This is a genomic window from Bacteroidota bacterium (assembly GCA_017303975.1).
Lineage (GTDB): Bacteria > Bacteroidota > Bacteroidia > JAFLBG01 > JAFLBG01 > JAFLBG01.
The window spans coordinates 1-20,795 of sequence record JAFLBG010000046.1 but is presented as its reverse complement, the minus strand read 5'-3'; the positions used below and the strand labels follow the sequence as shown (position 1 = coordinate 20,795).

General features: G+C 34.8%; 21 protein-coding genes, 1 pseudogene and 1 riboswitch. Of the genes and pseudogenes, 19 read left to right on the top strand and 3 right to left on the bottom strand.

Features of this window, described 5'->3' with window-relative positions:
* The first annotated feature begins 85 nt into the window (after positions 1 to 85).
* From htpG to J0M08_12780, 18 genes and pseudogenes are all read left to right on the top strand, one after another.
* Positions 86 to 1,909 (top strand): molecular chaperone HtpG, encoded by a 1,824-nt coding sequence (gene htpG, locus J0M08_12865; protein ID MBN8703951.1) that lies wholly within the window; start codon positions 86 to 88, stop codon positions 1,907 to 1,909.
* Positions 1,910 to 2,026: 117 nt separating this feature from the next.
* The gene (locus J0M08_12860) at positions 2,027 to 3,451 is read left to right on the top strand and encodes a T9SS type A sorting domain-containing protein (protein MBN8703950.1); all 1,425 of its coding nucleotides are present in this window, start codon (positions 2,027 to 2,029) and stop codon (positions 3,449 to 3,451) included.
* Positions 3,452 to 3,509: 58 nt separating this feature from the next.
* Entirely contained in the window at positions 3,510 to 4,109 is a 600-nt protein-coding gene (locus tag J0M08_12855) for a LemA family protein (GenBank protein MBN8703949.1), read from the top strand.
* A gap of 16 nt (positions 4,110 to 4,125) precedes the next feature.
* A complete protein-coding gene (locus tag J0M08_12850) occupies positions 4,126 to 5,859 on the top strand; it encodes a LysM peptidoglycan-binding domain-containing protein (GenBank protein MBN8703948.1) in 1,734 nt (577 codons plus the stop codon).
* A complete protein-coding gene (gene hemF / locus J0M08_12845; GenBank protein MBN8703947.1) occupies positions 5,860 to 6,759 on the top strand; it encodes an oxygen-dependent coproporphyrinogen oxidase in 900 nt (299 codons plus the stop codon).
* A gap of 12 nt (positions 6,760 to 6,771) precedes the next feature.
* The gene (locus J0M08_12840; GenBank protein MBN8703946.1) at positions 6,772 to 7,530 is read left to right on the top strand and encodes a menaquinone biosynthesis protein; all 759 of its coding nucleotides are present in this window, start codon (positions 6,772 to 6,774) and stop codon (positions 7,528 to 7,530) included.
* A 39-nt stretch (positions 7,531 to 7,569) separates the two neighbouring features.
* Positions 7,570 to 9,249 (top strand): tetratricopeptide repeat protein, encoded by a 1,680-nt coding sequence (locus tag J0M08_12835; protein MBN8703945.1) that lies wholly within the window; start codon positions 7,570 to 7,572, stop codon positions 9,247 to 9,249.
* 78 nt (positions 9,250 to 9,327) lie between these two features.
* Positions 9,328 to 9,573: a hypothetical protein gene (locus J0M08_12830; protein ID MBN8703944.1), complete on the top strand. Its 246-nt coding sequence runs from the start codon at positions 9,328 to 9,330 to the stop codon at positions 9,571 to 9,573.
* 3 nt (positions 9,574 to 9,576) lie between these two features.
* Positions 9,577 to 9,864, top strand: a complete 288-nt coding sequence (locus tag J0M08_12825) for a hypothetical protein (protein MBN8703943.1) — start codon at positions 9,577 to 9,579, stop codon at positions 9,862 to 9,864.
* Positions 9,846 to 10,523 carry a nucleotidyl transferase AbiEii/AbiGii toxin family protein gene (locus J0M08_12820; protein ID MBN8703942.1) on the top strand — a complete coding sequence of 226 codons (678 nt, stop codon included), beginning with the start codon at positions 9,846 to 9,848 and terminating at the stop codon, positions 10,521 to 10,523. Before J0M08_12825 ends, J0M08_12820 begins: the two co-directional genes overlap by 19 nt.
* A gap of 56 nt (positions 10,524 to 10,579) precedes the next feature.
* Positions 10,580 to 10,771, top strand: a riboswitch (SAM riboswitch).
* Positions 10,772 to 10,966: 195 nt separating this feature from the next.
* Positions 10,967 to 11,314: pseudogene (locus J0M08_12815) on the top strand (endonuclease domain-containing protein).
* 58 nt (positions 11,315 to 11,372) lie between these two features.
* Entirely contained in the window at positions 11,373 to 15,098 is a 3,726-nt protein-coding gene (gene metH, locus J0M08_12810; GenBank protein ID MBN8703941.1) for a methionine synthase, read from the top strand.
* Positions 15,099 to 15,342: 244 nt separating this feature from the next.
* Entirely contained in the window at positions 15,343 to 15,627 is a 285-nt protein-coding gene (locus J0M08_12805; GenBank protein MBN8703940.1) for a type II toxin-antitoxin system HigB family toxin, read from the top strand.
* A gap of 23 nt (positions 15,628 to 15,650) precedes the next feature.
* Positions 15,651 to 16,016 (top strand): helix-turn-helix domain-containing protein, encoded by a 366-nt coding sequence (locus J0M08_12800; GenBank protein MBN8703939.1) that lies wholly within the window; start codon positions 15,651 to 15,653, stop codon positions 16,014 to 16,016.
* Positions 16,017 to 16,297: 281 nt separating this feature from the next.
* Positions 16,298 to 17,320 (top strand): multidrug transporter, encoded by a 1,023-nt coding sequence (locus J0M08_12795; protein MBN8703938.1) that lies wholly within the window; start codon positions 16,298 to 16,300, stop codon positions 17,318 to 17,320.
* A gap of 21 nt (positions 17,321 to 17,341) precedes the next feature.
* Positions 17,342 to 17,974 carry a carbonic anhydrase gene (locus J0M08_12790; protein MBN8703937.1) on the top strand — a complete coding sequence of 211 codons (633 nt, stop codon included), beginning with the start codon at positions 17,342 to 17,344 and terminating at the stop codon, positions 17,972 to 17,974.
* Between the two features lie 11 nt (positions 17,975 to 17,985).
* Positions 17,986 to 18,399: an OsmC family peroxiredoxin gene (locus tag J0M08_12785; protein ID MBN8703936.1), complete on the top strand. Its 414-nt coding sequence runs from the start codon at positions 17,986 to 17,988 to the stop codon at positions 18,397 to 18,399.
* Between the two features lies 1 nt (position 18,400).
* Positions 18,401 to 19,021, top strand: coding sequence for an NAD(P)-binding domain-containing protein (locus J0M08_12780; GenBank protein MBN8703935.1), 621 nt, complete (start codon positions 18,401 to 18,403; stop codon positions 19,019 to 19,021).
* Between the two features lie 15 nt (positions 19,022 to 19,036).
* Here J0M08_12780 and J0M08_12775 read toward each other — a convergent pair whose 3' ends face one another.
* Genes J0M08_12775 through J0M08_12765 form a run of 3 tightly spaced genes read right to left on the bottom strand, consistent with a single transcriptional unit; the run spans position 19,037 to position 20,573 of the window.
* Positions 19,037 to 19,432, bottom strand: a complete 396-nt coding sequence (locus tag J0M08_12775; protein ID MBN8703934.1) for a hypothetical protein — start codon at positions 19,430 to 19,432, stop codon at positions 19,037 to 19,039.
* A gap of 19 nt (positions 19,433 to 19,451) precedes the next feature.
* Complete coding sequence (locus tag J0M08_12770; GenBank protein ID MBN8703933.1) at positions 19,452 to 19,964, bottom strand: tetratricopeptide repeat protein; 513 nt, start codon at positions 19,962 to 19,964, stop codon at positions 19,452 to 19,454.
* 48 nt (positions 19,965 to 20,012) lie between these two features.
* A complete protein-coding gene (locus J0M08_12765; GenBank protein MBN8703932.1) occupies positions 20,013 to 20,573 on the bottom strand; it encodes a hypothetical protein in 561 nt (186 codons plus the stop codon).
* A 6-nt stretch (positions 20,574 to 20,579) separates the two neighbouring features.
* On the opposite strand from J0M08_12765, the gene J0M08_12760 reads away from it, so the two are divergent.
* The coding region (locus J0M08_12760; GenBank protein ID MBN8703931.1) for a hypothetical protein at positions 20,580 to 20,795 on the top strand (216 nt) is incomplete at its 3' end.

Sequence of the window (20,795 nt, the reverse complement as noted above, 5' to 3'; positions counted from 1 at the left end):
ACTAATTTTCAATTGGCATATTTCTTGCCCAATGGAAGCGTCTTTTATTGCTAATTTTAACATAAAATCGTAAATACTAATAGTTATGCAAACAGGTAAAATAAACGTTCAAACCGAAAACATTTTCCCCATCATTAAAAAATTTCTGTACTCTGATCACGAAATATTTTTACGTGAATTAGTGTCGAATGCTGTTGATGCTACGCAAAAATTAAAAGCGTTGTCTGCAATGGGCGAAGCTAAAGGCGATATAGGCAATACCGAAGTAGAAGTGTTGGTTGATAAAGACAAAAAGACAATTACCATAAAAGATAAAGGTATTGGTTTAACAGCCGAGGAGGTAGAAAAATACATTACACAAATTGCTTTTTCAGGGGCAGAAGAATTTGTGCAAAAATACAAGGATAAAACGCCCGAAGCCAATGCTATTATTGGTCATTTTGGGCTTGGATTTTATTCAGCATTTATGGTTGCTGCTAAAGTTGAAATTATATCGAAGAGCTTTAAGGAAAAAACTAAGGCAGTTCGATGGGAATGCGATGGTAGCCCGGAGTATAAGATAGAGGAGAATAGCCGCACCGAACGAGGTACAGATATTATTTTGCATATAGCAGATGATTCGACAGAGTTTTTAGAAAATGCGCGAATTGAAACACTGTTAAAGAAATATTGCAAGTTTTTACCGGTAGAAATCAAGTTTGATGGTAAGATAATTAATAATCCCAAGCCGGCATGGACAAAGAAACCTGCTGATTTAACAGATAAAGATTATACTGATTTTTACAAGGAATTATATCCCGCAACCTTTGAAGATCCTTTGTTTCACATTCATTTGAATGTGGATTACCCCTTTAATTTAACAGGTATTTTGTATTTCCCTCGACTTAAAAAAACGTTCGAAGTACAAAAAGATAAAATTCAATTGTATTGCAATCAAGTTTTTGTAACCGATGCTGTAGAGAATATTGTGCCTGATTTTTTAACGTTGCTTCGAGGAGTAATCGATTCTCCGGATATTCCGCTAAATGTGTCGCGTAGCTATTTGCAGAGCGATGCCAATGTGAAAAAAATAAGTTCGCATATTACCAAGAAAGTTGCCGATAAGCTGGAGGAAATATTTAAGAAGGACAGAAAAGATTTTGAGTCGAAGTGGGAAGACATAAAAATGTTTATTCAGTACGGAATGCTTTCTGAAGAAAAGTTTTTTGAGAAAGCGCAGAAATTCGCCTTGCTAAAAAGCATAGAAAATACGCTATTTACATTTGATGAATACAAAGAGAAAGTAAAGGCGCTACAGACAGATAAAGAGAAAAAAATAATTTATTTATATTCTACCAATGTTGTTGAGCAACACAGCTTTATTGAATCTGCAAAAGAAAAAGGATACGATGTGCTGATTTTTGATTCGCCAATCGACCCACATTTTATAAATTTTATGGAACAAAAATCTGCCGATATAAGTTTTGTTCGTGTAGATGCAGATACGATAGATAATTTAATTAAGAAGGACCAGCAAATTCCATCAAAACTTACAGAAGACGAAAAGAAAACACTTACTCCAATAATTGAAAGTACTGTAACCAAAGACAGATTTACCGTTGTGTTTGAGAGCTTGAGTGAGAAAGATAGCCCAATGCTGATTACCCAACCTGAATTTATGCGCAGAATGAAAGAGATGAGTGCCATGGGTGGTGGTGGAATGAGCTTTATGGGAACCATGCCGGAAATGTACAATCTCGTTGTAAATGCAAATCATCCGCTGTTTGGAAAAATTTTGTCGGAAAAAGATGAGGCTAAACAAAAAGCAATAACGAAACAAGCAACAGATTTGGCATTGCTTTCTCAAAATCTATTGAAAGGCGAAGATTTAACACGCTTTATAAAACGTAGTGTAGATCTTATTAAATAAATTTCATCACATTTTTGAGATGCCTTCTAGTTGGGCATCTCAAAAAATGTATTTACTAGTTTTATAACACATAATTCGTAATTTTTTTGTATAATTAAACCAACTAAAACATACACAATGAAAAAATATTTACTATCACTTTCTTTATTAGTACTTGTTGCATTTGCAAATGCACAATCAATACCTAACGGAAATTTTGAAAACTGGAACACAGCTTCTTGGGATGAGTTAGATACCGCTGAAACATCTGCCTTCCAAGGTCATTTTTTATCGGGCAGTTCTAATGCATCAAAAACTACAGATAAGGTAAGTGGTAATTATGCAATTAAACTAGAAACTCAAATTGTTGGTCAAGATACCAATTTCGGTTATTTTATTTTCGGAATGGCCGAAGATGGTTTAACAGGAGGGTTTCCTTATACACAAACGCCAACTTCTATTACAGGTTCTTATAAATACAATATTCAAACTGGTGATACTGCATTATTACTTGTTCTGTTTAAGAAAAATGGCTTAGAAGTAGGTGGAGGAATTTATAAAATTGCAGGAGTTCAAAATTCTTACACCACATTTTCATTCCCATTAGCCTATACTCAAGCTCCAGATTCTGTAATTATTGCAGCAACATCTAGTTTGCCTGAAGATTTTTATACAGTTCCTACAGCAAAAAATGGAAGTTGGATTCAGTTTGATAACATTCAATTTGCCGGTACTTCAATTACCCAGCAAGTGCCTAATACAGATTTTGAGCAATGGACAACTGTTAGTATTGAAGACCCAACCAGTTGGAGTTCTGGGTTTATGAATTCTTTCTCTTATGTAGCTGAGGGCGCTCCATTTGTTGAAAAAACTACCGACAAATACAAAGGCAATTATGCACTTAAAATGACTACCAGACATTCTACCTCTTCATTTGGTTTTTATGAGATGATGAATGGTAACCCATTTAGTGGAAGACCTTCATTTCCTTATACAACACAATTTGATAGTTTGATATTTTACTACAAATACATGCCTGTAGGCTCAGATTCTGCTACTGTTGTGGCAGCGGCTAGTAAATTAACAAACTATGTGGGAGTTGTTTTTGCATACTTAGATTCTACATCTACGTATAAAAGAATGTCTTTCCCATTGAATTGTGCAATGGTGCCAGATTCTTTATTCATTAATATTTTATCATCTCACACTCCGGATTCTACTAATAACGGTTCTGTTTTGATTATTGATGAAATACACATGAAATCTCAACCACTTGCTACATCTATCGAAAAACATGCTGGTTGGGCTAAAGCAAACGTATTCCCAAATCCTGCAAGCAACTTCACTAATATTGTTGTTGATTTGAAAGAGTCTGCAAGTGTAAATATTGTGGTAACAGATATTGCTGGTAAAATTGTATTTGAAAAGCCATACTCATCAATGAATCTTGGAAAGAATTCAATTTATTTGAATGTTTCTGATTTTGCTAAAGGAGTTTATAATTACTCCTTGAAGAGTAATGATGGTGCAAATGTTGCCCAAGGTAAATTTATTGTAGAGTAATATAACAATGGCATACAAATTGCCTGTGTTTTTATAGTAGATATATAAAAAAGTAAAAATGAAAAAAGGAACAATCACGCTAATAGCCATACTCGGTGTTTTAGGACTAATCGTTATTTGGGCTATTGGAATTAGAAATAACATAGTTCGTAAAGACGTGACTGTTACTGCATCTTGGCAGCAAGTGGAAAATCAGTATCAACGGAGGTCTGATTTAATTCCGAACTTGGTGGCAGTAGTGCAACAAGTTGCCGATTTTGAAAAAGGCACACTTACCGCAGTTATTGAGGCTAGATCAAAAGCCACTAGCGTAACGATTGATCCTTCTAAAATGGATGAAAATTCCATGAAGAAATTTCAAGCAGCTCAAGGAGAAGTGAGCTCAACACTCTCTAGGCTATTGGTTGTTTCCGAGCAATACCCTCAATTAAAAGCAAATGAAAATTTTAGAGACTTGCAAACACAGTTAGAAGGAACTGAAAATCGTATTGCCAATGAACGTAGAATTTTTAACGAAACTGTTCAAGGGTTTAATACCTACATAAGAGTGTTTCCTAACAGTATATTTGCTTGGGGATTTGCATCACGTCCGTATTTTGAAGCGGATGCAGGCGCAGAAAAAGCTCCTAAAGTGAAAGATTTATTCAACAATAAATAAGTTTTGTAGATTGTATTTGAACAAGTATCTACATAGAATTTTAACATGTAACTATTGCCAAATTTTAAAATTTGGCAATAGTTTTTTTATTGGACTGCTGTTTGTATTTTATACAGCGACAAGCGTTTACGCACAAGCCAAGCAGCCTGAAAAAAAGGCTAATGATACTCCCTCTAAAAATAAGAATGCTGTAGAGCATAAAGTTCTTAAAGGCGAAACGCTCTATAAAATTGCTAAAACATATTCTGTATCGGTAAACGATTTGGTAAAAGAGAATCCGGAATCTATAGATGGAATAAAAGATGGTCAAATTTTAAAAATTCCGAAAACTGGGTTAAGTACTTCTGAAAAAGAAATTAAATCTGTTGATGCGAAACCCAAGCCTCCAGTTACTTCAACTGTAGCGCCAACTTCATCTGTAACTGAAAATGTAGATACTGCAAAGTATATCATTCATTTGGTTGAAAAAGGGCAGACAATGTATTCTATTGCCAAGAAATACACACTAACAGAGGAAGATATAGTTAAGGCCAATCCTGCCGCAACAGATGGGTTGAAAAAAGGGATGATGCTGCTTATTCCTAAAAAAAATAGTAAATCAACAATTGCGGTACAGCAAAAAAAAATAGAAACAGTAGAACCCAAAATAGAGAAAAAGGATTTGTACAATATTGCTTTGTTCTTGCCATTTGTATTGGAAAAATCGCTTGGCGTTGATGTAGATAAAATAGCAAAGGGGGATGAATCTTTTTCAGGTAAAACAGAAGTTGCAGTTTCTTTTTACAATGGTTTCATACTTGCACTTGATTCGCTTAAAAAGACAGGCGTAAATTATAGATTGTTTGTGTATGATGTGGATGAAAATGATAGTGCTAAGGTTGTAGAGCTAATGAGCAAGCCCGAATTAAAGCAGATGGATTTATTTGTAGGTCCATTGTACAATTCTTCTTTTTCCTATATCTCCAAGTTTGCTAAAGAGAACAAGATTCATTGTGTAACACCACTTTCTCAGCAAAATAAAATTTTGTTTAATAATCCATATGTAAGCAAAGTTATTCCATCTCAAATACACCAATTAAATTATATGTCCGATTATATTGTAGATAAATATACCGGAGAACATTTAGTATTGGTTACTAATATGAGTTTGAAAGATGTAGATAATTTCTCTACTGTAAAAACACATATAAACGAACGACTAAAACAAAAGAATGTTAAGAAGGAAGATTCGTTAGTTGTAGCAAAGGGAATGAACGGCTTGTCTAGTCTAGTTTCAGGCAAAAAGAACATTTTTATTCTTCCAACAAATAATCAAGTATTTGTTACAGATTTTATAACCAAAATACACAACTCTGCTACTAAGTACCATGTAGAAGTTTTTGGATTGCCCTCATGGAGAAGCTTTGATAACTTAGATTTAGATTATTTAGATACACTTCATTTTCAGTTTCCATCTGCTTCATTTGTTGATGCGTCTAACCCCCAAACAGCCGAATTTATTGCCAGATACCAAAATAGATTTTTGTCCGATCCAGAAGTATATGCTTTTCAAGGTTATGACATAGGTATGTATTATCTTGGTCTGTTAGCAAATTTCGGAAAGAACATAAGCTCATTTATCGCAAATTCAACCTATACTGGATTGCAATCTAACTATAAAATGTATAAGCATCAAGAGGAGAGTGGGGTTGATAACCAAGCTGTTTTTATTTTGAAACAATCCAATTATACCATTCTGCGAGTTAACTAAATGAGCTTCAAAATTGAAATAGAAGAATATTTTAGAAGCTTGCAAAGCTCTATTTGTAATGGATTAGAGCAGCTTGATGGACAACAAAAGTTTTTATTAGATGCATGGAATAGAGAGGAAGGAGGCGGAGGAATTACACGTGTGATTCAAAATGGAGCAGCGATAGAAAAAGGTGCAGTTAATTTTTCTGCGGTTCACGGTGCGCTTTCTGCACAAATGAAACAGTTTTTAAAAGTAGATAGCGAAAGTTTTTATGCATCGGGAGTGTCTATTATAATGCATCCTAGCAATCCTTGGGTTCCTATTATACACATGAATGTAAGGTATTTTGAACTAGACGAAAATACCTATTGGTTTGGAGGCGGAATAGATGTTACACCGCACTATATAAACAAAGAAGATGCTCATTTTTTTCACTCCTATTTAAAAAATGTTTGCGATAACTACCATTCACAAAGTTATGCCAAGTTTAAGAATTGGGCTGACGAATATTTTTTCTTAAAACATCGCAACGAGACAAGAGGAATTGGAGGAATTTTCTTTGATCGGCTAACTACCTTTGATAATAAGTCAACTAGCGATACCTGTAATTTTGTTAAACATGTAGGAAATAGTTTCGTTGACATTTATTCTACGCTAGTTAATAGAAATAGACATAAAGAGTTTGCTAGTCAAGAGAAAGATTGGCAATACCTAAGGAGAGGAAGGTACGTAGAGTTTAATTTGTTGTTTGATCAAGGAACAAAGTTTGGAGTAGAGTCGAACGGACGAACAGAATCTATTCTGCTTAGTTTGCCTCCAATGGCAGGATGGCAGTATAACTATACTCCATTGCCCAATACAAAGGAAGCGCAAACCCAAGCACTACTTAAAAAAGGCATAGATTGGCTTGGCAATTAAATTGTATCTTGTATGACTCCTCGAAAAGTAACCATTTCCATTGTTGAGTACCTCAACTCAAAACCGTTTTTACAAGGCATAAATAAATTTTTAAATAATCAATGCACCGTATCTCTTGATGTGCCTTCTGTTTGCGCGCAAAAAGTATTGCAGCACAAAGTGGATATTGGCTTGGTTCCGGTAGCAGTAATTCCTCAAATGCAACAAGCAACTATAATCTCAGATTTTTGTATTGGAGCTGTTGGAGATGTTCGGTCAGTTAAGTTGTTTAGCCAAGTGCCACGAGAAGAAATAAAGAAAATATATCTCGATTATCAATCGCGTACTTCTGTTAATCTTATAAAAGTAATTGCTCAAAAATTTTGGAATCAAAAGTTTGAATGGGTCAATGCCGAAAGTGGTTACGAGAATTTGATAAGTAATACAACTTCGGCTGTAATTATTGGAGATAGAGCACTTGAAATAGAGAATAAATATCCTTTTTCGTATGATTTAAGCGGAGAATGGCAACACTATACAGGTTTACCGTTTGTATTTGCATGTTGGGTAAGTAATTTAAAATTAGATAAATCTTTTTTACAGGAATTTAACTCGGCATTAAAATGGGGTATTGATAATCGATTACATGTTTTGAATGAAAAAAGTATGAACTACGATTCGCTCAGCTCATACCTGCAACACGCAATTAGTTTTGAATTAGATGACTCAAAAAAGAAAGGGTTAGAGCTGTTTTGGAGTTATTTAAAAGAAATGGAGAAATATAATTTATAATCCATTAAAAATTTTATATTTATATAACAACAAAAAGCCATGCTCAAATTTAGTATCCAATATATTTTCCTTTTATTAATTGCGGGTTATTCATTTTCTGTATCTGCTGCAATTAAGATGGATAAAGATTCTGTTGCGAAAAAGCAAGAAAAAGGAGGCTCTCCTGATCAATTAAAATTGATAACCGCTAAACAGGAATATTTACGTGGTAATATAAAAAAGTCATATAAACTCTATTCAGAAGTATTAATAAGCAAGCCACAAGATGCCAGCATTAATTTTGCAGCAGGAGAATGTGCGTTGCTTTTGTCAAACTATACTAAAGCCATTGAATATTTAGAAAAATCTAAAGCAAATGGAGGCGAGAAAAATCCTAAACTACACTTGTTTTTAGGTCAATCCTACCACATGGATGAACAATTAGATAAGGCTTTGGAGCAGTTTAGTGTATATAAATCAAAAGTAAAGTCGGCAAAAGAAATCAAGTTAAGTAATGTTGATCGATACATAGAACAATGCAATACTGCCAAAGATTTGATGAAAAAACCTTTGGAAGTTGTAGTAGAAAATGCAGGGGAAAATATCAATTCAATTTATGAGGACAAAGGTCCCGTTTTAGCTCCTACCGGAAAAGCATTGTATTTCAATAGCAGAAGACCTGCAAATAAATACAGTATTGTAGATATGGATGGCGATAAAAAATATTTTGACGATGCCTATGTAAGCCAATTGGATGAAAATACAAAACAGTGGAATTTGGCAGAACCCTTACCTGGAAATATTAACGACCCCGAATCGCACGATGCGGTAACATCTATTTCTTTCGAGTCGGACCAATTGTATTTATACAAAAATGCAGAGTTTGGAACCAAAGGCGGAGATATTTTTATTTCCTTGCTTAGCCCTTCAGGCAAGTGGGAGACACCAAGTCCAATCAAAGATATAAACACTCCATACTACGAAGGCAGTGCGTTTATTTTACCCGGAGGCGGAACACTTTATTATGTAAGCGAAGAAAAAAGTGGTACCGGGAAGGGCGATATTTGCATGATACAGCGAATCTCAGGAAATGACTGGGAAAAGCCTGTAAATCTTGGTCCTGTTGTAAATAGTAAAGAAGACGAAGCCGGAGTGTACATGGCTCCCGATGGAAAGACATTATTCTTCAGCTCTAAAGGATATAACTCAATGGGTTCGTATGATATATTTAAAACTGTAAATGATAATGGACAGTGGTCTGCTCCAGTAAATGTTGGTTACCCAATCAATACCGTTTGGAGAGATGGTCCAATAACATTCAGTACAGATGGAAAAACCGCTTACATTGCAAGCGACAGAAAGGGCGGAATGGGTGAAACGGATATTTATAGAATAGATTTGAAAAATGTAGAGTTTTTTAAACCATTTAAGCCTATTGTTAAAAAAAGCACCAAACAAGATGTGGCAGGTTTGTCTATTTTAAGTGGATTAGTTATGGATGTAGAGGCTGGGCAAGCGGTTGAAACGGATGTTGTAATTTTTGATGAATATGGAAATAGGATTACTTCCGTAAAATCAAATTTAGACGGAGAATTTACCGTTACGCTTCCTGGAGATAAAAAATACGAGATCCGAATTGATACAAAGCAGCATAAGTCTTTAAAAGAAAGATTCTATCTTCCTGTTGATAAGGAGGTTAACTTTGTTCTAAACAAAGAAGTGCAACTGCATAGAAAATAGTTTCTGCTGAAAAGCCTTATTTTACTCAATTTTATTTCAAAAAAGGAATGTTTTGGTTATATTTAGGTATAACAAAATATGAAGAAGACACACGTTTTATTTTTGATTTGTATTTTATTAGTTGCAATAAATTCACCAATTATAGCTCAGGGCTGTTCGCAATGTAAAATGATTCCTCAATCAAATATGAATACCGGAGGTAGTGTAGCAAGTACATTAAATCCTGCTATTTTGTATTTAATGGCAGTCCCATATTTAATTTTATTTGTAGTATTTAGAAAGCAGATAATTAGTTTGTACAAAACGGTAAGAGCTAAAAGATAGTTTATGGCAGCAAGCACCTCTTATATTCACAAACCTAAAGTTTCTAATAGAGCATTTTGGGATGTAAATTACAATAGCATTGACTATAACAAACATGCCGATTATGTAATTAAAAAAGTGTTTGATTTAGGAACACTTGATGATATAATGGAAGTATTGGTGTGTTATGGTGAAGAGAAAGTGAAAGATGTAATTATTAATGCAGATAGATTGGACAGTGGAGCTATTGAAATGGCATATATAATTTTTGATGTTAAACCCTTAGATTTAAAATGTTATACAAAAAAGTAATTCCTGTAGATGTTTTTGAACTAGCAAAAAAACTGTTAGCCGTTAATGAATTGAAAAAATTCAGACTTTCAGGAGGATTGTCTTTGTCATTGCAGCTAGGGCATCGAAAGGCAGTTGATATCGATTTGTTTGTTGACAATGTATTTGATAAGGTTGCTACTAAGTATGCATTAAAGAAAAAGTTCCCTGACTCATCGTTAGCGGTAGAAAAATTTTTCGGATCTGTATATATTATAAATGGAGTAAAAGTTCACATTTGCAGGGATAATGGTAAGTTTATTCAGCCGGCTATAACAGAGGATGGACTTCGTTTAGCATCTATTCAAGATATTTCTGCTAAGAAAATTTTATCTATAACCGAAAAACCTAATAAACGAGATTTTGTTGATTTGGCTTGTTTGCTAGAAAAGCTTTCCCTTGATGATATTTTGAAAAACTATCAGAAGAAATATGGGTTTGTTGATGTGAGAAATGTATTGTTGGTGTTGATGAAAACCTATTTGGTGGATGAAGAGCAAATGCCCGAAATGATTGATGAAATTTCTTGGACAGAAGTAAAAGAAAAACTAGAAGCCCAAGTAAAAGAATACTTAACACAGCTTAAAAAAGCTAAAAAACAAGAGGTGGAAAAACGTGCTAAGAAAAAAGAGATTGCATAATTTGCAGTTCTTAAATACTTAGTATATTTACTCTTATAAATCGTTCTTTAAACAATTGCTTATCCAGAAAGGTGGAGGGACTGCGCCCTACGAAACCTTGGCAACCCATTTGAATAATGTTGAATTATGAATGTTAAATGCTGAATAAAGAAAAAATCTTTTTATTTGACATTAAAAATTAAACATTCATAATTCAACATTTTCATAGAAGGTGCCAACTCGTTCTCTGTAAAAGGGAAAGATAAGTTGAGACATTTTTTTTGACACAAACAGTTTGTAATAAACTCAAAAATCTCTCTTAGCTAGCGCAGGAGAGATTTTTTTTTAACCTCATACCAGCCTTCTCCTTGAAAAGGAGAAGGGGTAATACTAAAACGAGGCAAAATAATTACTAAAATCAAATATCCTCTCCTTTTTTAAAGAGAGGGTTAGTGTGAGGTAAAATGATAATACATAATAAAAAGAGCTTGCTTGATATTAGAAGAAGTTTGCGAAGAGCTTCAACTAAATCTGAAAACATATTATGGAATGAATTACGCAATTCAAAATTAGGGTTAAAATTTAAGCGTCAACATAGTATTGGGAATTACATTGTTGATTTTTATTGTGCTTCTAAAAATATAGTTGTAGAGCTAGATGGATCACTTCACCATGAAAAGTAACAGAAAATAAAAGATATAGAAAGAGATAATAATTTAGTAGAAATGGGATTTACAGTTGTAAGATTTAGTAACGATGAGGTGGATTATAGTTTGGAGAAAGTATTAATACAAATAAAAAATTATTTATAACCATTCCTTCACACCCTCTCCTTTTTTTAGGAGAGGGCAGGGTGAGGTTTTTTAGATTATGGCAGACATACGTAAAGAATTAGAAAAAAGAGTTTTGGTAATTGATGGAGCTATGGGCTCCTTAATTCAAGGATACAAACTTACCGAGGCAGATTTTCGGGGTGAAAAATTTAAAAATTTTCACAAAGATGTGAAAGGTAATAACGATATGTTGTGTATTACACGACCTGATGTTATTGAAGAAATACACAAGCGATATTTAGAAGCAGGTGCCGATATTATTGAAACCAACAGTTTTAGTGGTACTTCTGTATCTATGGCTGATTACGATATGCAGCCGTATGTATATGAAATGAACTTAGCTGCAGCAAAGGTGGCACGCAAAGCAGCGGATGAATACACGGCTAAGAATCCAGATAAACCAAGGTTTGTAGCTGGTGCAATGGGGCCTACTACTAAGTTGCTCTCTTTGTCACCTGATGTTAGTAATCCTGGTTATCGTGCGCTTACCTATGATGAACTAGTTGCCGCATACAAGGAACAAATTATTGGGCTGATGGACGGTAATGTAGATTTACTTTTGTTTGAAACCATAACTGATACACTTAATACAAAAGCTGGTTTGTTTGCTGCTCAGCAAGCATTTGAAGAGAAAGGCAAGGAATTGCCTTTCATGATTTCAGGTACAATAACCGATGCCAGTGGCAGAACCCTAAGTGGACAAACGATAGAAGCCTTTTTGAATTCGGTATCACATATGCCAATTTTAAGTATTGGCTTGAATTGTGCATTGGGAGCGCAAGAGATGAGACCCTATTTGGAAGAGTTAGCTCAAAAAGCGCCTTTTTATGTGAGTGCTTATCCAAATGCAGGTCTGCCCAATCAGTTTGGTGAGTACGACCAAGATGCCCATACCATGGGGCATTTTGTCGAGGATTTTTTAAAGGCTGGTTTTTTAAATATTGTTGGTGGTTGCTGCGGAACTACTCCCGAGCATATTAAGAAAATTGCTGATTTGGCTGCGAAAGTGCAGCCTCGCAAACGTCCAACTGTAGAGCCTTTTATGCGTTTGAGCGGATTGGAAGCTGTCACGCTTCGTCCCGAAAGTAACTTTATGAATGTAGGGGAACGTACCAACGTTACCGGTTCGCGTAAATTTTTAAAACTGATTAAAGAAAATAAATACGATGAAGCGCTTTCTATTGCTCGTGAGCAAGTGGAGGGCGGTGCGCAAGTGATAGATGTGAACATGGATGAAGGGATGTTGGATGTAGAAGACGCAATGACTAAGTTTTTGAATTTGATTGCTGCTGAGCCTGATATTTCTCGTGTACCTGTAATGATTGATTCGTCTAAGTTTTATGCTATAGAGGCCGGATTGAAATGTTTGCAAGGCAAAGGAATTGTAAATTCTATTTCCTTGAAAGAAGGGGAAGACACATTTATTAAGCAAGCTAAAAAGATTAAACAATACGGTGCCGCAGTAATTGTTATGGCTTTTGATGAGCAAGGGCAAGCAGACACGTTGCAACGTAGAATAGATATTTGTGGGCGAGCCTATAAAATATTAGTAGAAAAAGTAAAGTTCCCTGCACAGGATATAATTTTTGATCCTAATATTTTTCCTGTGGCTACAGGCATGGAAGAGCATCGCAAGAATGCAGTTGATTTTTTTGAGTCAAATAAATGGATTAAGCAAAACTTACCATTGGCAAAGGTTAGCGGGGGTGTAAGCAATGTGTCGTTTTCTTTCAGAGGAAATGATGTGGTGCGTGAAGCTATACACTCTGCTTTTCTGTATCATGCTGTAAAAGCCGGAATGGATATGGGTATTGTGAATCCTTCGCAATTGCAGATATATGACGATATTCCCAAAGAGTTGTTAGAAAGAGTGGAAGATGTGCTGCTAGATAGGAGAGACGATGCAACAGAGCGACTCATCACATTTGCCGAATCATTAAAAGGCACATCTAATCAAAAAGAAGAAAAAACAGAAGAATGGCGAAATGGAACTGTTCAAGAAAGGCTTACGCATTCGCTGGTAAAAGGAATTACAGATTTTATTGATTTAGATATTGAAGAGGCTAGAAAAGAATATTCACGCGCTCTGCATTTAATTGAAGGTCCGTTAATGGATGGTATGAATGTAGTGGGTGATTTGTTTGGAGCAGGAAAAATGTTCTTGCCTCAAGTGGTAAAAAGTGCACGTGTCATGAAGAAGGCTGTAGCTTATTTATTACCGTATTTAGAAGCAGAAAAAACAGAAGCTCAATCAAAGGCAGGAAAGGTGTTGTTAGCTACAGTTAAAGGCGATGTACACGATATTGGGAAAAATATTGTAGGTGTAGTATTGGCCTGTAATAACTATGATATTGTGGACTTGGGTGTAATGGTATCGAGCGATAAAATTTTAGAAGCTGCCAAAAAAGAGCATGTTGATATCATTGGTTTGAGTGGGTTGATTACTCCATCGTTGGATGAAATGGTTCATGTCGCAAAAGAAATGGAGCGTTTGAATATGAATATTCCATTGCTTATTGGAGGAGCAACCACCTCTAAGGTTCATACCGCAGTAAAAATCGAACCTCAATACAAACATCCTGTGGTGCATGTAAATGATGCATCGCGCAGTGTAACGGTGGTGAGTAATTTACTTTCAAAGGATTTGAGAGAGAATTATGTTACTTCTATAAAAGAGGAATACGAACGTGTGCGTGGCTACCATAAAAATGCACAAGGCGAGGCAAAGTTTATTTCGTTGGAGGAAGCCCGCAAAAATAAATTTAAAATTGATTGGAATTCGTATGTGCCTCTAAAACCTAACAAACTCGGTGTGCAGTATTTTAACAATTACTCATTAGCTGAAATAGCTGAATACATTGACTGGACGCCATTTTTCCATAGTTGGGAAATGAAAGGTAGTTATCCTAAAATATTGAAAGATCCAGCTAAGGGCAAGGAAGCTCAAAAATTATTTGATGAAGCTCAAGCCATGCTGAAGAAGATTATTGAGGAAAAATGGCTCACAGCAAATGCGGCAATAGGCATATTCCCAGCAAGTGCACTTGGTGATGATATTGAAGTGTATGATGAAAAAGATGCAACAAAAGTAAAAGCTAAATTCCACACCATCCGCCAGCAAACCCAAAAGCCTGAAGGCCATTACAACATTGCACTAAGCGATTTTATTGCACCACAAACTCCCTCCCTCGGGAGGGTCGGGGAGGGGTTATCCTCCCCAAGGGGGAGGACCAAGGAGGGGGAACACGAGAATGACTATATTGGCTGTTTCGCCCTCACCACAGGCATCGGCATAGACGAAAAAGTAAAACAATTTGAAGCCAATCATGATGATTACAGTGCCATCATGCTAAAAGCCTTAGCAGATAGATTAGCCGAAGCCTTTGCAGAATTAATGCATAAAAAAGTTCGTACCGAAATTTGGGGCTATGCTGCAAACGAAAAATTATCTAGCGAAGAATTAATAAAAGAAAAATACCAAGGCATTCGTCCTGCGCCCGGTTATCCTGCCCAGCCAGACCATACCGAAAAGCCAACCATATTTAATTTGCTGCAAGTAGAAAAAAATTGTGGCATTCATTTAACAGAAAGTATGGCCATGGTTCCTACTGCTGCCGTAAGTGGCTTGTACTTTTCTCATCCTGATGCACATTACATGGCAACAGGCAGAATTGCCAAAGACCAAGTAGAAGATTATGCTAAACGGAAAAATAGGAAGTTGGAAGTGATTGAAAGATGGTTAGGACCAGTGTTGGGGTATTAGTTTGGTATAATAGTTGCTTGTTTTTAATCTAAATAAATACAACTCAAATGAATCTTAAATTAACCCAGTAGGTGCTAAGATTTTCTTAGTACTCTTTCAGTAGCATCTTGCTATGCTTTTTTTATGTAGGCCTCTAGCCTGTTTTTGTAGGCTGTGCTTACTGGTATTTTTTAATTTACAAGAGTTCAAAAATAAATAGTTGTCAATTTGATAACTATTTAGTATTTTTATTCAAATAATTTGCATGAGAATTTTTAGTAAAAGTACGTTAAGAAATTTTTATGAAAAGCATGGAGATAGCAAAGAGCAGCTTTTAACATGGTATAAGGTTACTGCAAAGGCAAATTGGAAGAATTTTAATGAAGTGAAAAAGTATTTTAGTTCGGCAGATTGTATTCGAGATAGTTTGTTGGTGTTTAATATCAAGGGCAATACGTATAGATTGGTAGTTGACTTTAATTTCCGACTGCAATGGGCTTTTGTAGTTTTTGTGGGGACTCATGCCGAATATGATAAAAGAAAAATTTAATTTATAACACTATGAAAACATACTTGAAGGTAATAGAAACAAAAAAAGACTATGAAATAGCATTACGTAAATTTCAGGAGTTATTCCATGCAAAAGCTAACAGCGAATCCGAAAAAGAGGCGAAATTGTTAGCCCTTGTTATTGAGGATTATGAAAATAAAAATATTCCCATTCCTGAACCTGATCCAATTGAAGCAATAAAATTTATGATGGAACAAAGCCAAATGAGCCAGCAAGAGTTGGCGGAAATACTTGGCCACAAAGGCAATGTATCAAAAGTATTAAATAGAAAGAGAAAACTATCTATTGAAATGATTAGAAAAATCAGTCAATATTTACATATACCTGCTGATATTCTTATACAAGATTATAGATTACTAAAAGTTTAGTTGTTATTAGTAAACCCGCAGGCAGCTTAGCTGTCACTGGCATGTGCCTTTGTGCTTAGCCCCATCTCATCCTCGTTTAAAAAAGTGTAAATAGTATGTTAGAATTTATCATTTGCAACGCTGAGCTGCAATATTTTTGATATTGTATTTCTTTCCCACGCACATATAACAAATGTAATGTTTACTAGAAATGAAGTTCAAAATAGTATTATCAATTCCTTTCAATAAGTATTTTGAATTGTTCAATCTATTTTATGATATTCATAGCATAAAATAGCAGTATGCACGCAGGTAAAAATTTTTCGTTTAAAGAAGTAATATTTTGGACAAGAAGAGATTTGTATTTTTTGTCTGTTATGTCTACCATCCCAACAGTTCTCTATGTTTATTTAGATTGGAAATGGCTTTCTATCCCTTGGTTGCCAATCGCTTTGCTGGGTACAGCTGTTGCATTTGTGGTGGGTTTTAAGAATAATGCTTCCTATGATAGAATGTGGGAGGCAAGGCGGGCTTGGGGTGCTATAGTAAACTCTAGCCGTAGTTGGGGAATTATGGTGAAAGACTTTGTTACCAATAAGCATGCAGTAGATAAGTTGTCTGATGCAGATATGCAAAATATTAAAATGCAATTAATAAATAGGCATGTTGCCTGGCTTACAGCGCTTAGGTATCAATTGAGAGAAGCTCGCGCATGGGAGGCTATCTACAAAAAACACAATGCGGAGTACAAAGAAAAGTGGTTTAAAGTTGAGGAGCATAATTCTAAACTAGAAAGTGAATTGTCGAAACATCTTGTTGATGATGAATTTAAGTACGTGCTAACAAAGACAAATAAAGCAGCTCAACTAATTTCGCTTCAATCCAAACATTTGAAAGAATTATTGGACAAAGGTTTAATTGAAGATTTTAGACATATGGAGTTAGAAAAAATGTTGGTGGAGTTCTATAATCAGCAAGGCGTTTCCGAGCGTATCAAGAATTTTCCATACCCGCGCCAATATGCCACCTTGAATTTATATTTTATAAAAATATTTGTGATGCTTGTTCCGCTAGGTATGTTGCAAGAGTTTGAAAAATTAGGCGGTAATTTAATTTGGCTATCTATTCCGTTTAGTGTACTTTCTACTTGGATTTTTACTACCATGGAAAAAATCGGAGAATCTACCGAAAGCCCTTTTGAGGGAAGTGCAAATGATGTTCCAATTACTGCAATTAGTAGAGCCATTGAAATTGATTTGAAAGAAATGTTTGATCAGCAACATATTCCGGCTGCAAAGAAACCGGAGAACAATATTTTAGTTTAAAAAAAATTAAAGGAGAGAACTATGTTTGATAAAATTTTTGAAAACAACAAAAAGTGGATTGCAGATAAATTAGCTATCGATGTTAATTATTTTGATAACCTATCCAAAGGCCAACATCCCGAGTTTCTATATATAGGTTGTTCTGATAGTCGTGTTACTGCTGAAGATTTGATGGGAGTTCAGCCCGGGGAGGTTTTTATACACCGTAATATTGCAAACCTGGTAGTAAGTACAGATAGTAACTTGAATGCTGTAGTTCAATACGCAGTTGAACATTTAAAGGTTAAATATATAATAGTTTGTGGGCATTATGAATGCGGAGGAGTGAAAGCCGCCTTAAACCCTACAGATATGGGACAATTAAACAGTTGGCTGCAAACGCTGCGAGATGTTTATCGTTTTCATCAAGAAGAGTTGGACGCTATTCAAGATACACAACAACGTTTTGATAGATTAGTGGAATTAAATGTCCGTGAACAATGTATTAATATTGTAAAAATTGATCATGTTCAAAAGGCTTGGTATAAAACAGGCTATCCGCAAATCTTTGGATGGGTATTTAATGTGCGAAATGGAGAGATTAAAGATCTGGAGTTGAAAATTGAGGAAGAGTTTGCTTCTATTAGAAGTATTTATGATTTAAAACCAATTTAAAACCATATAAAATGAAAAGAAGTGCGATTGCTGTTTGGCAAGGAACTGGAAAAGAGGGCGCTGGTCATCTTACAACACAAAGTAATGTGTTAAATAAAACACAATATTCGTTCAATACTCGGTTTGCAGAAGGAGTAGGGACAAATCCAGAAGAACTAATAGCGGCTGGACATGCAGGATGCTTTACAATGAAACTTAGTTTCAATTTAAGTGCGGCAGGTTTTGCTCCAAAAAATTTAGAAACTACCTGCGAAATCAATTTGGAGAACGGTAGCATAACTTATTCAAACCTTAAACTGATAGCGCATGTTGATTTAATTGAAGAATCGAAATTTGCTGAATTGGTAAAGGATGCGGAGTTGAATTGCCCCATATCTAAATTGTTGAATACAAAAATTAATGTCGATTATAAATTAAATACGTAAAATGAATATAGCAATTATTGGGTCGGGTAATGTTGGTCTTGCATTGGCAAAAGGTCTTGGAAAGACTTCCCATAATGTTTATTTAGGAGTTCGTGATCAGCAATCTGCAAAAGCTATACATGCAAAACAAGTGTTGGGAAATGTTCCTGTATTGGCAATTTCTGATGCTTGTAAAAATGCAGAGGTTATTATTATTACAACACCTGCCGATTCTGTTGTAGCCTTAATCCCTTATTTAGGTAATGTTTCGGGCAAAGTAATTATAGATGCAACAAATTCTATTCGAACAAAGCCCGAGCCATACCAAACAGCATTTCATGCAATGGTGGGTTTGACAACTAATGCTGAAATTGTTAAGTGCTTTAATTCTACCGGATTTGAGAATATGACAAATCCTATATATAATGACATGGGATTAGATATGTTTTGTGCCGGAAATAGCCTCAAGGCAAAACAGGTAGCTATACAATTATCAAAAGAAATAGGTTTTGAAAATTGTTATGATTTTGGCGGAGATGATAAAGTGGAGTTGCTAGAAAAATTCGCACTTTCCTGGATTAACCTTGCAATTATGCAAGGTCTTGGACGTAATATAGCCTTTAAGGTAATTAAGCGAAACTAAAATTCGAGTGTGCTTTTATTCTTTATACTCTTTGTTTACCTCGTCTAAGGAAGGGAATTGATACGAATTGTCTCCAGTCTTTTTCGCCCATTTTAAGTATTTGCCGGTTCCTTCGCAGGCGTATGCTGTCATGGTGTCTTTAGGAGGCATAGCAGTAAACATGAATTTTTTCCATGTTTTATTTTTTTCCTGTACACAGATTTGTACATCAATTTTTTCGTTACACTCGTTGCGTAATTTTACAGTGTAAGAATCCTTCCATGTTTTACAGTCTGCACAAGGCTCGCCCCATTTCGAATTGTATTTTTTTAAACAATCAGCAAAGTTAATATCTTCTACTGATATGTTTTTGAAAGAATACAGTACCGCAATGATTAAAAGGGTAACGATAGATAGTGTAATTTTTTTCATGACCACTAAAATTAAATTACTATTTACATTTTGTATTGCTCAATATAATTTTTGCCTCTTCGTTACCTAGTCGTTTAGATTTATGCCAATCTTTACAAGCTCCTTCTACGTCTCCTGCTTCTTTTTTAGACCAACCTCTGTTATTATAAGCTTCTGCATTTTTTTCATCCAACTCAATTACTTTGTCGAAATCTTGAATTGCTAAATTGTATTTTTTTAGCTTATTTCTTGCGCTACCTCTACTTAAGTACATGTATTTGTTGTTCGGCTGATTTTCGATTAAAGTAGTATAGTCTTTTTCCGAATTAGTGAAATCGCCTATGGCATTATAACAAAAAGCACGTTGTAAGATTACGTTCAAATCGCCAGGTTTTATTTCTAGTGCTTTATTGTATTGCTCGATTGCCTCTTTGTATTTGGTGTTTTCCTTGTAGTTGTTTCCTTTTTTTAAATAATCTTCGGCAGACTGTGCTTTAAAAGACACTGAAAGCGTAGTTAAAATTAAAGCGATAAATAATGTTTTTGTATTCATAGGGAGATTTTTAGTAGATGTATAACAAGTATTATGCCATATTTATTTTTATTGGTCTTGAAGCGACCTTTCTTCAAAGGGCTGGCTATTTACATATTTAGAGTTTTGAACTAGTCTAATCATGTGTATAATCGCACTCTGAATACCATTTATAGATTTTTCGTCCATTCCCTCTACCGTGATTGGAGATCTTTTGAAAGAGTTTTTAGAGCTGCCAGTACCTTGCTTAAAACTGCGTATTATACAATTCAAGCTGTTTTCTAGACACTTAAATACCACACTGTTTTCGTCTTTTACATAGGTAACGCTAAAAGGGTCTATATCATTCAAATAAGCTTTATCTTCTCTATATACTTTACCATCTTTAAAGCACTTTAAAAATAATTCCCCATTTTTCACATCAAATGAGTAATTTCCTTCCAGTTTTGTGTTCAAATAACGTAGCGTTTCTGTTAGAGAAATGTTTTTTTCTTGTGCACTTAAATTATTGGTATAAAATATGCAGTAAATTATAGAAATTACTAACAGAAATGTAGTAATATGTTTTTTAAAAGGTAAATTTTTATCAACTAAAAAATTACTAAATTGTGCTTCGGTGTTTTTTAACATATGCATTTGTTTAAAGATATAAAAATATATAACAAAAAACTTGCCAACTTTAATCGCCCAAAATTTGGGAGGATAGGTTTGTTTATTTTGTCTTTTTTATTCCTCTCAAATATATCTTTTTCTCAAGATAATTTACAGGTTAACGTAAAATTTTTAATTGATGACGGTAATCTGGATGGTGCATCTATTCGTATTGATAGGAATGGTCAGGAATATAAAGTT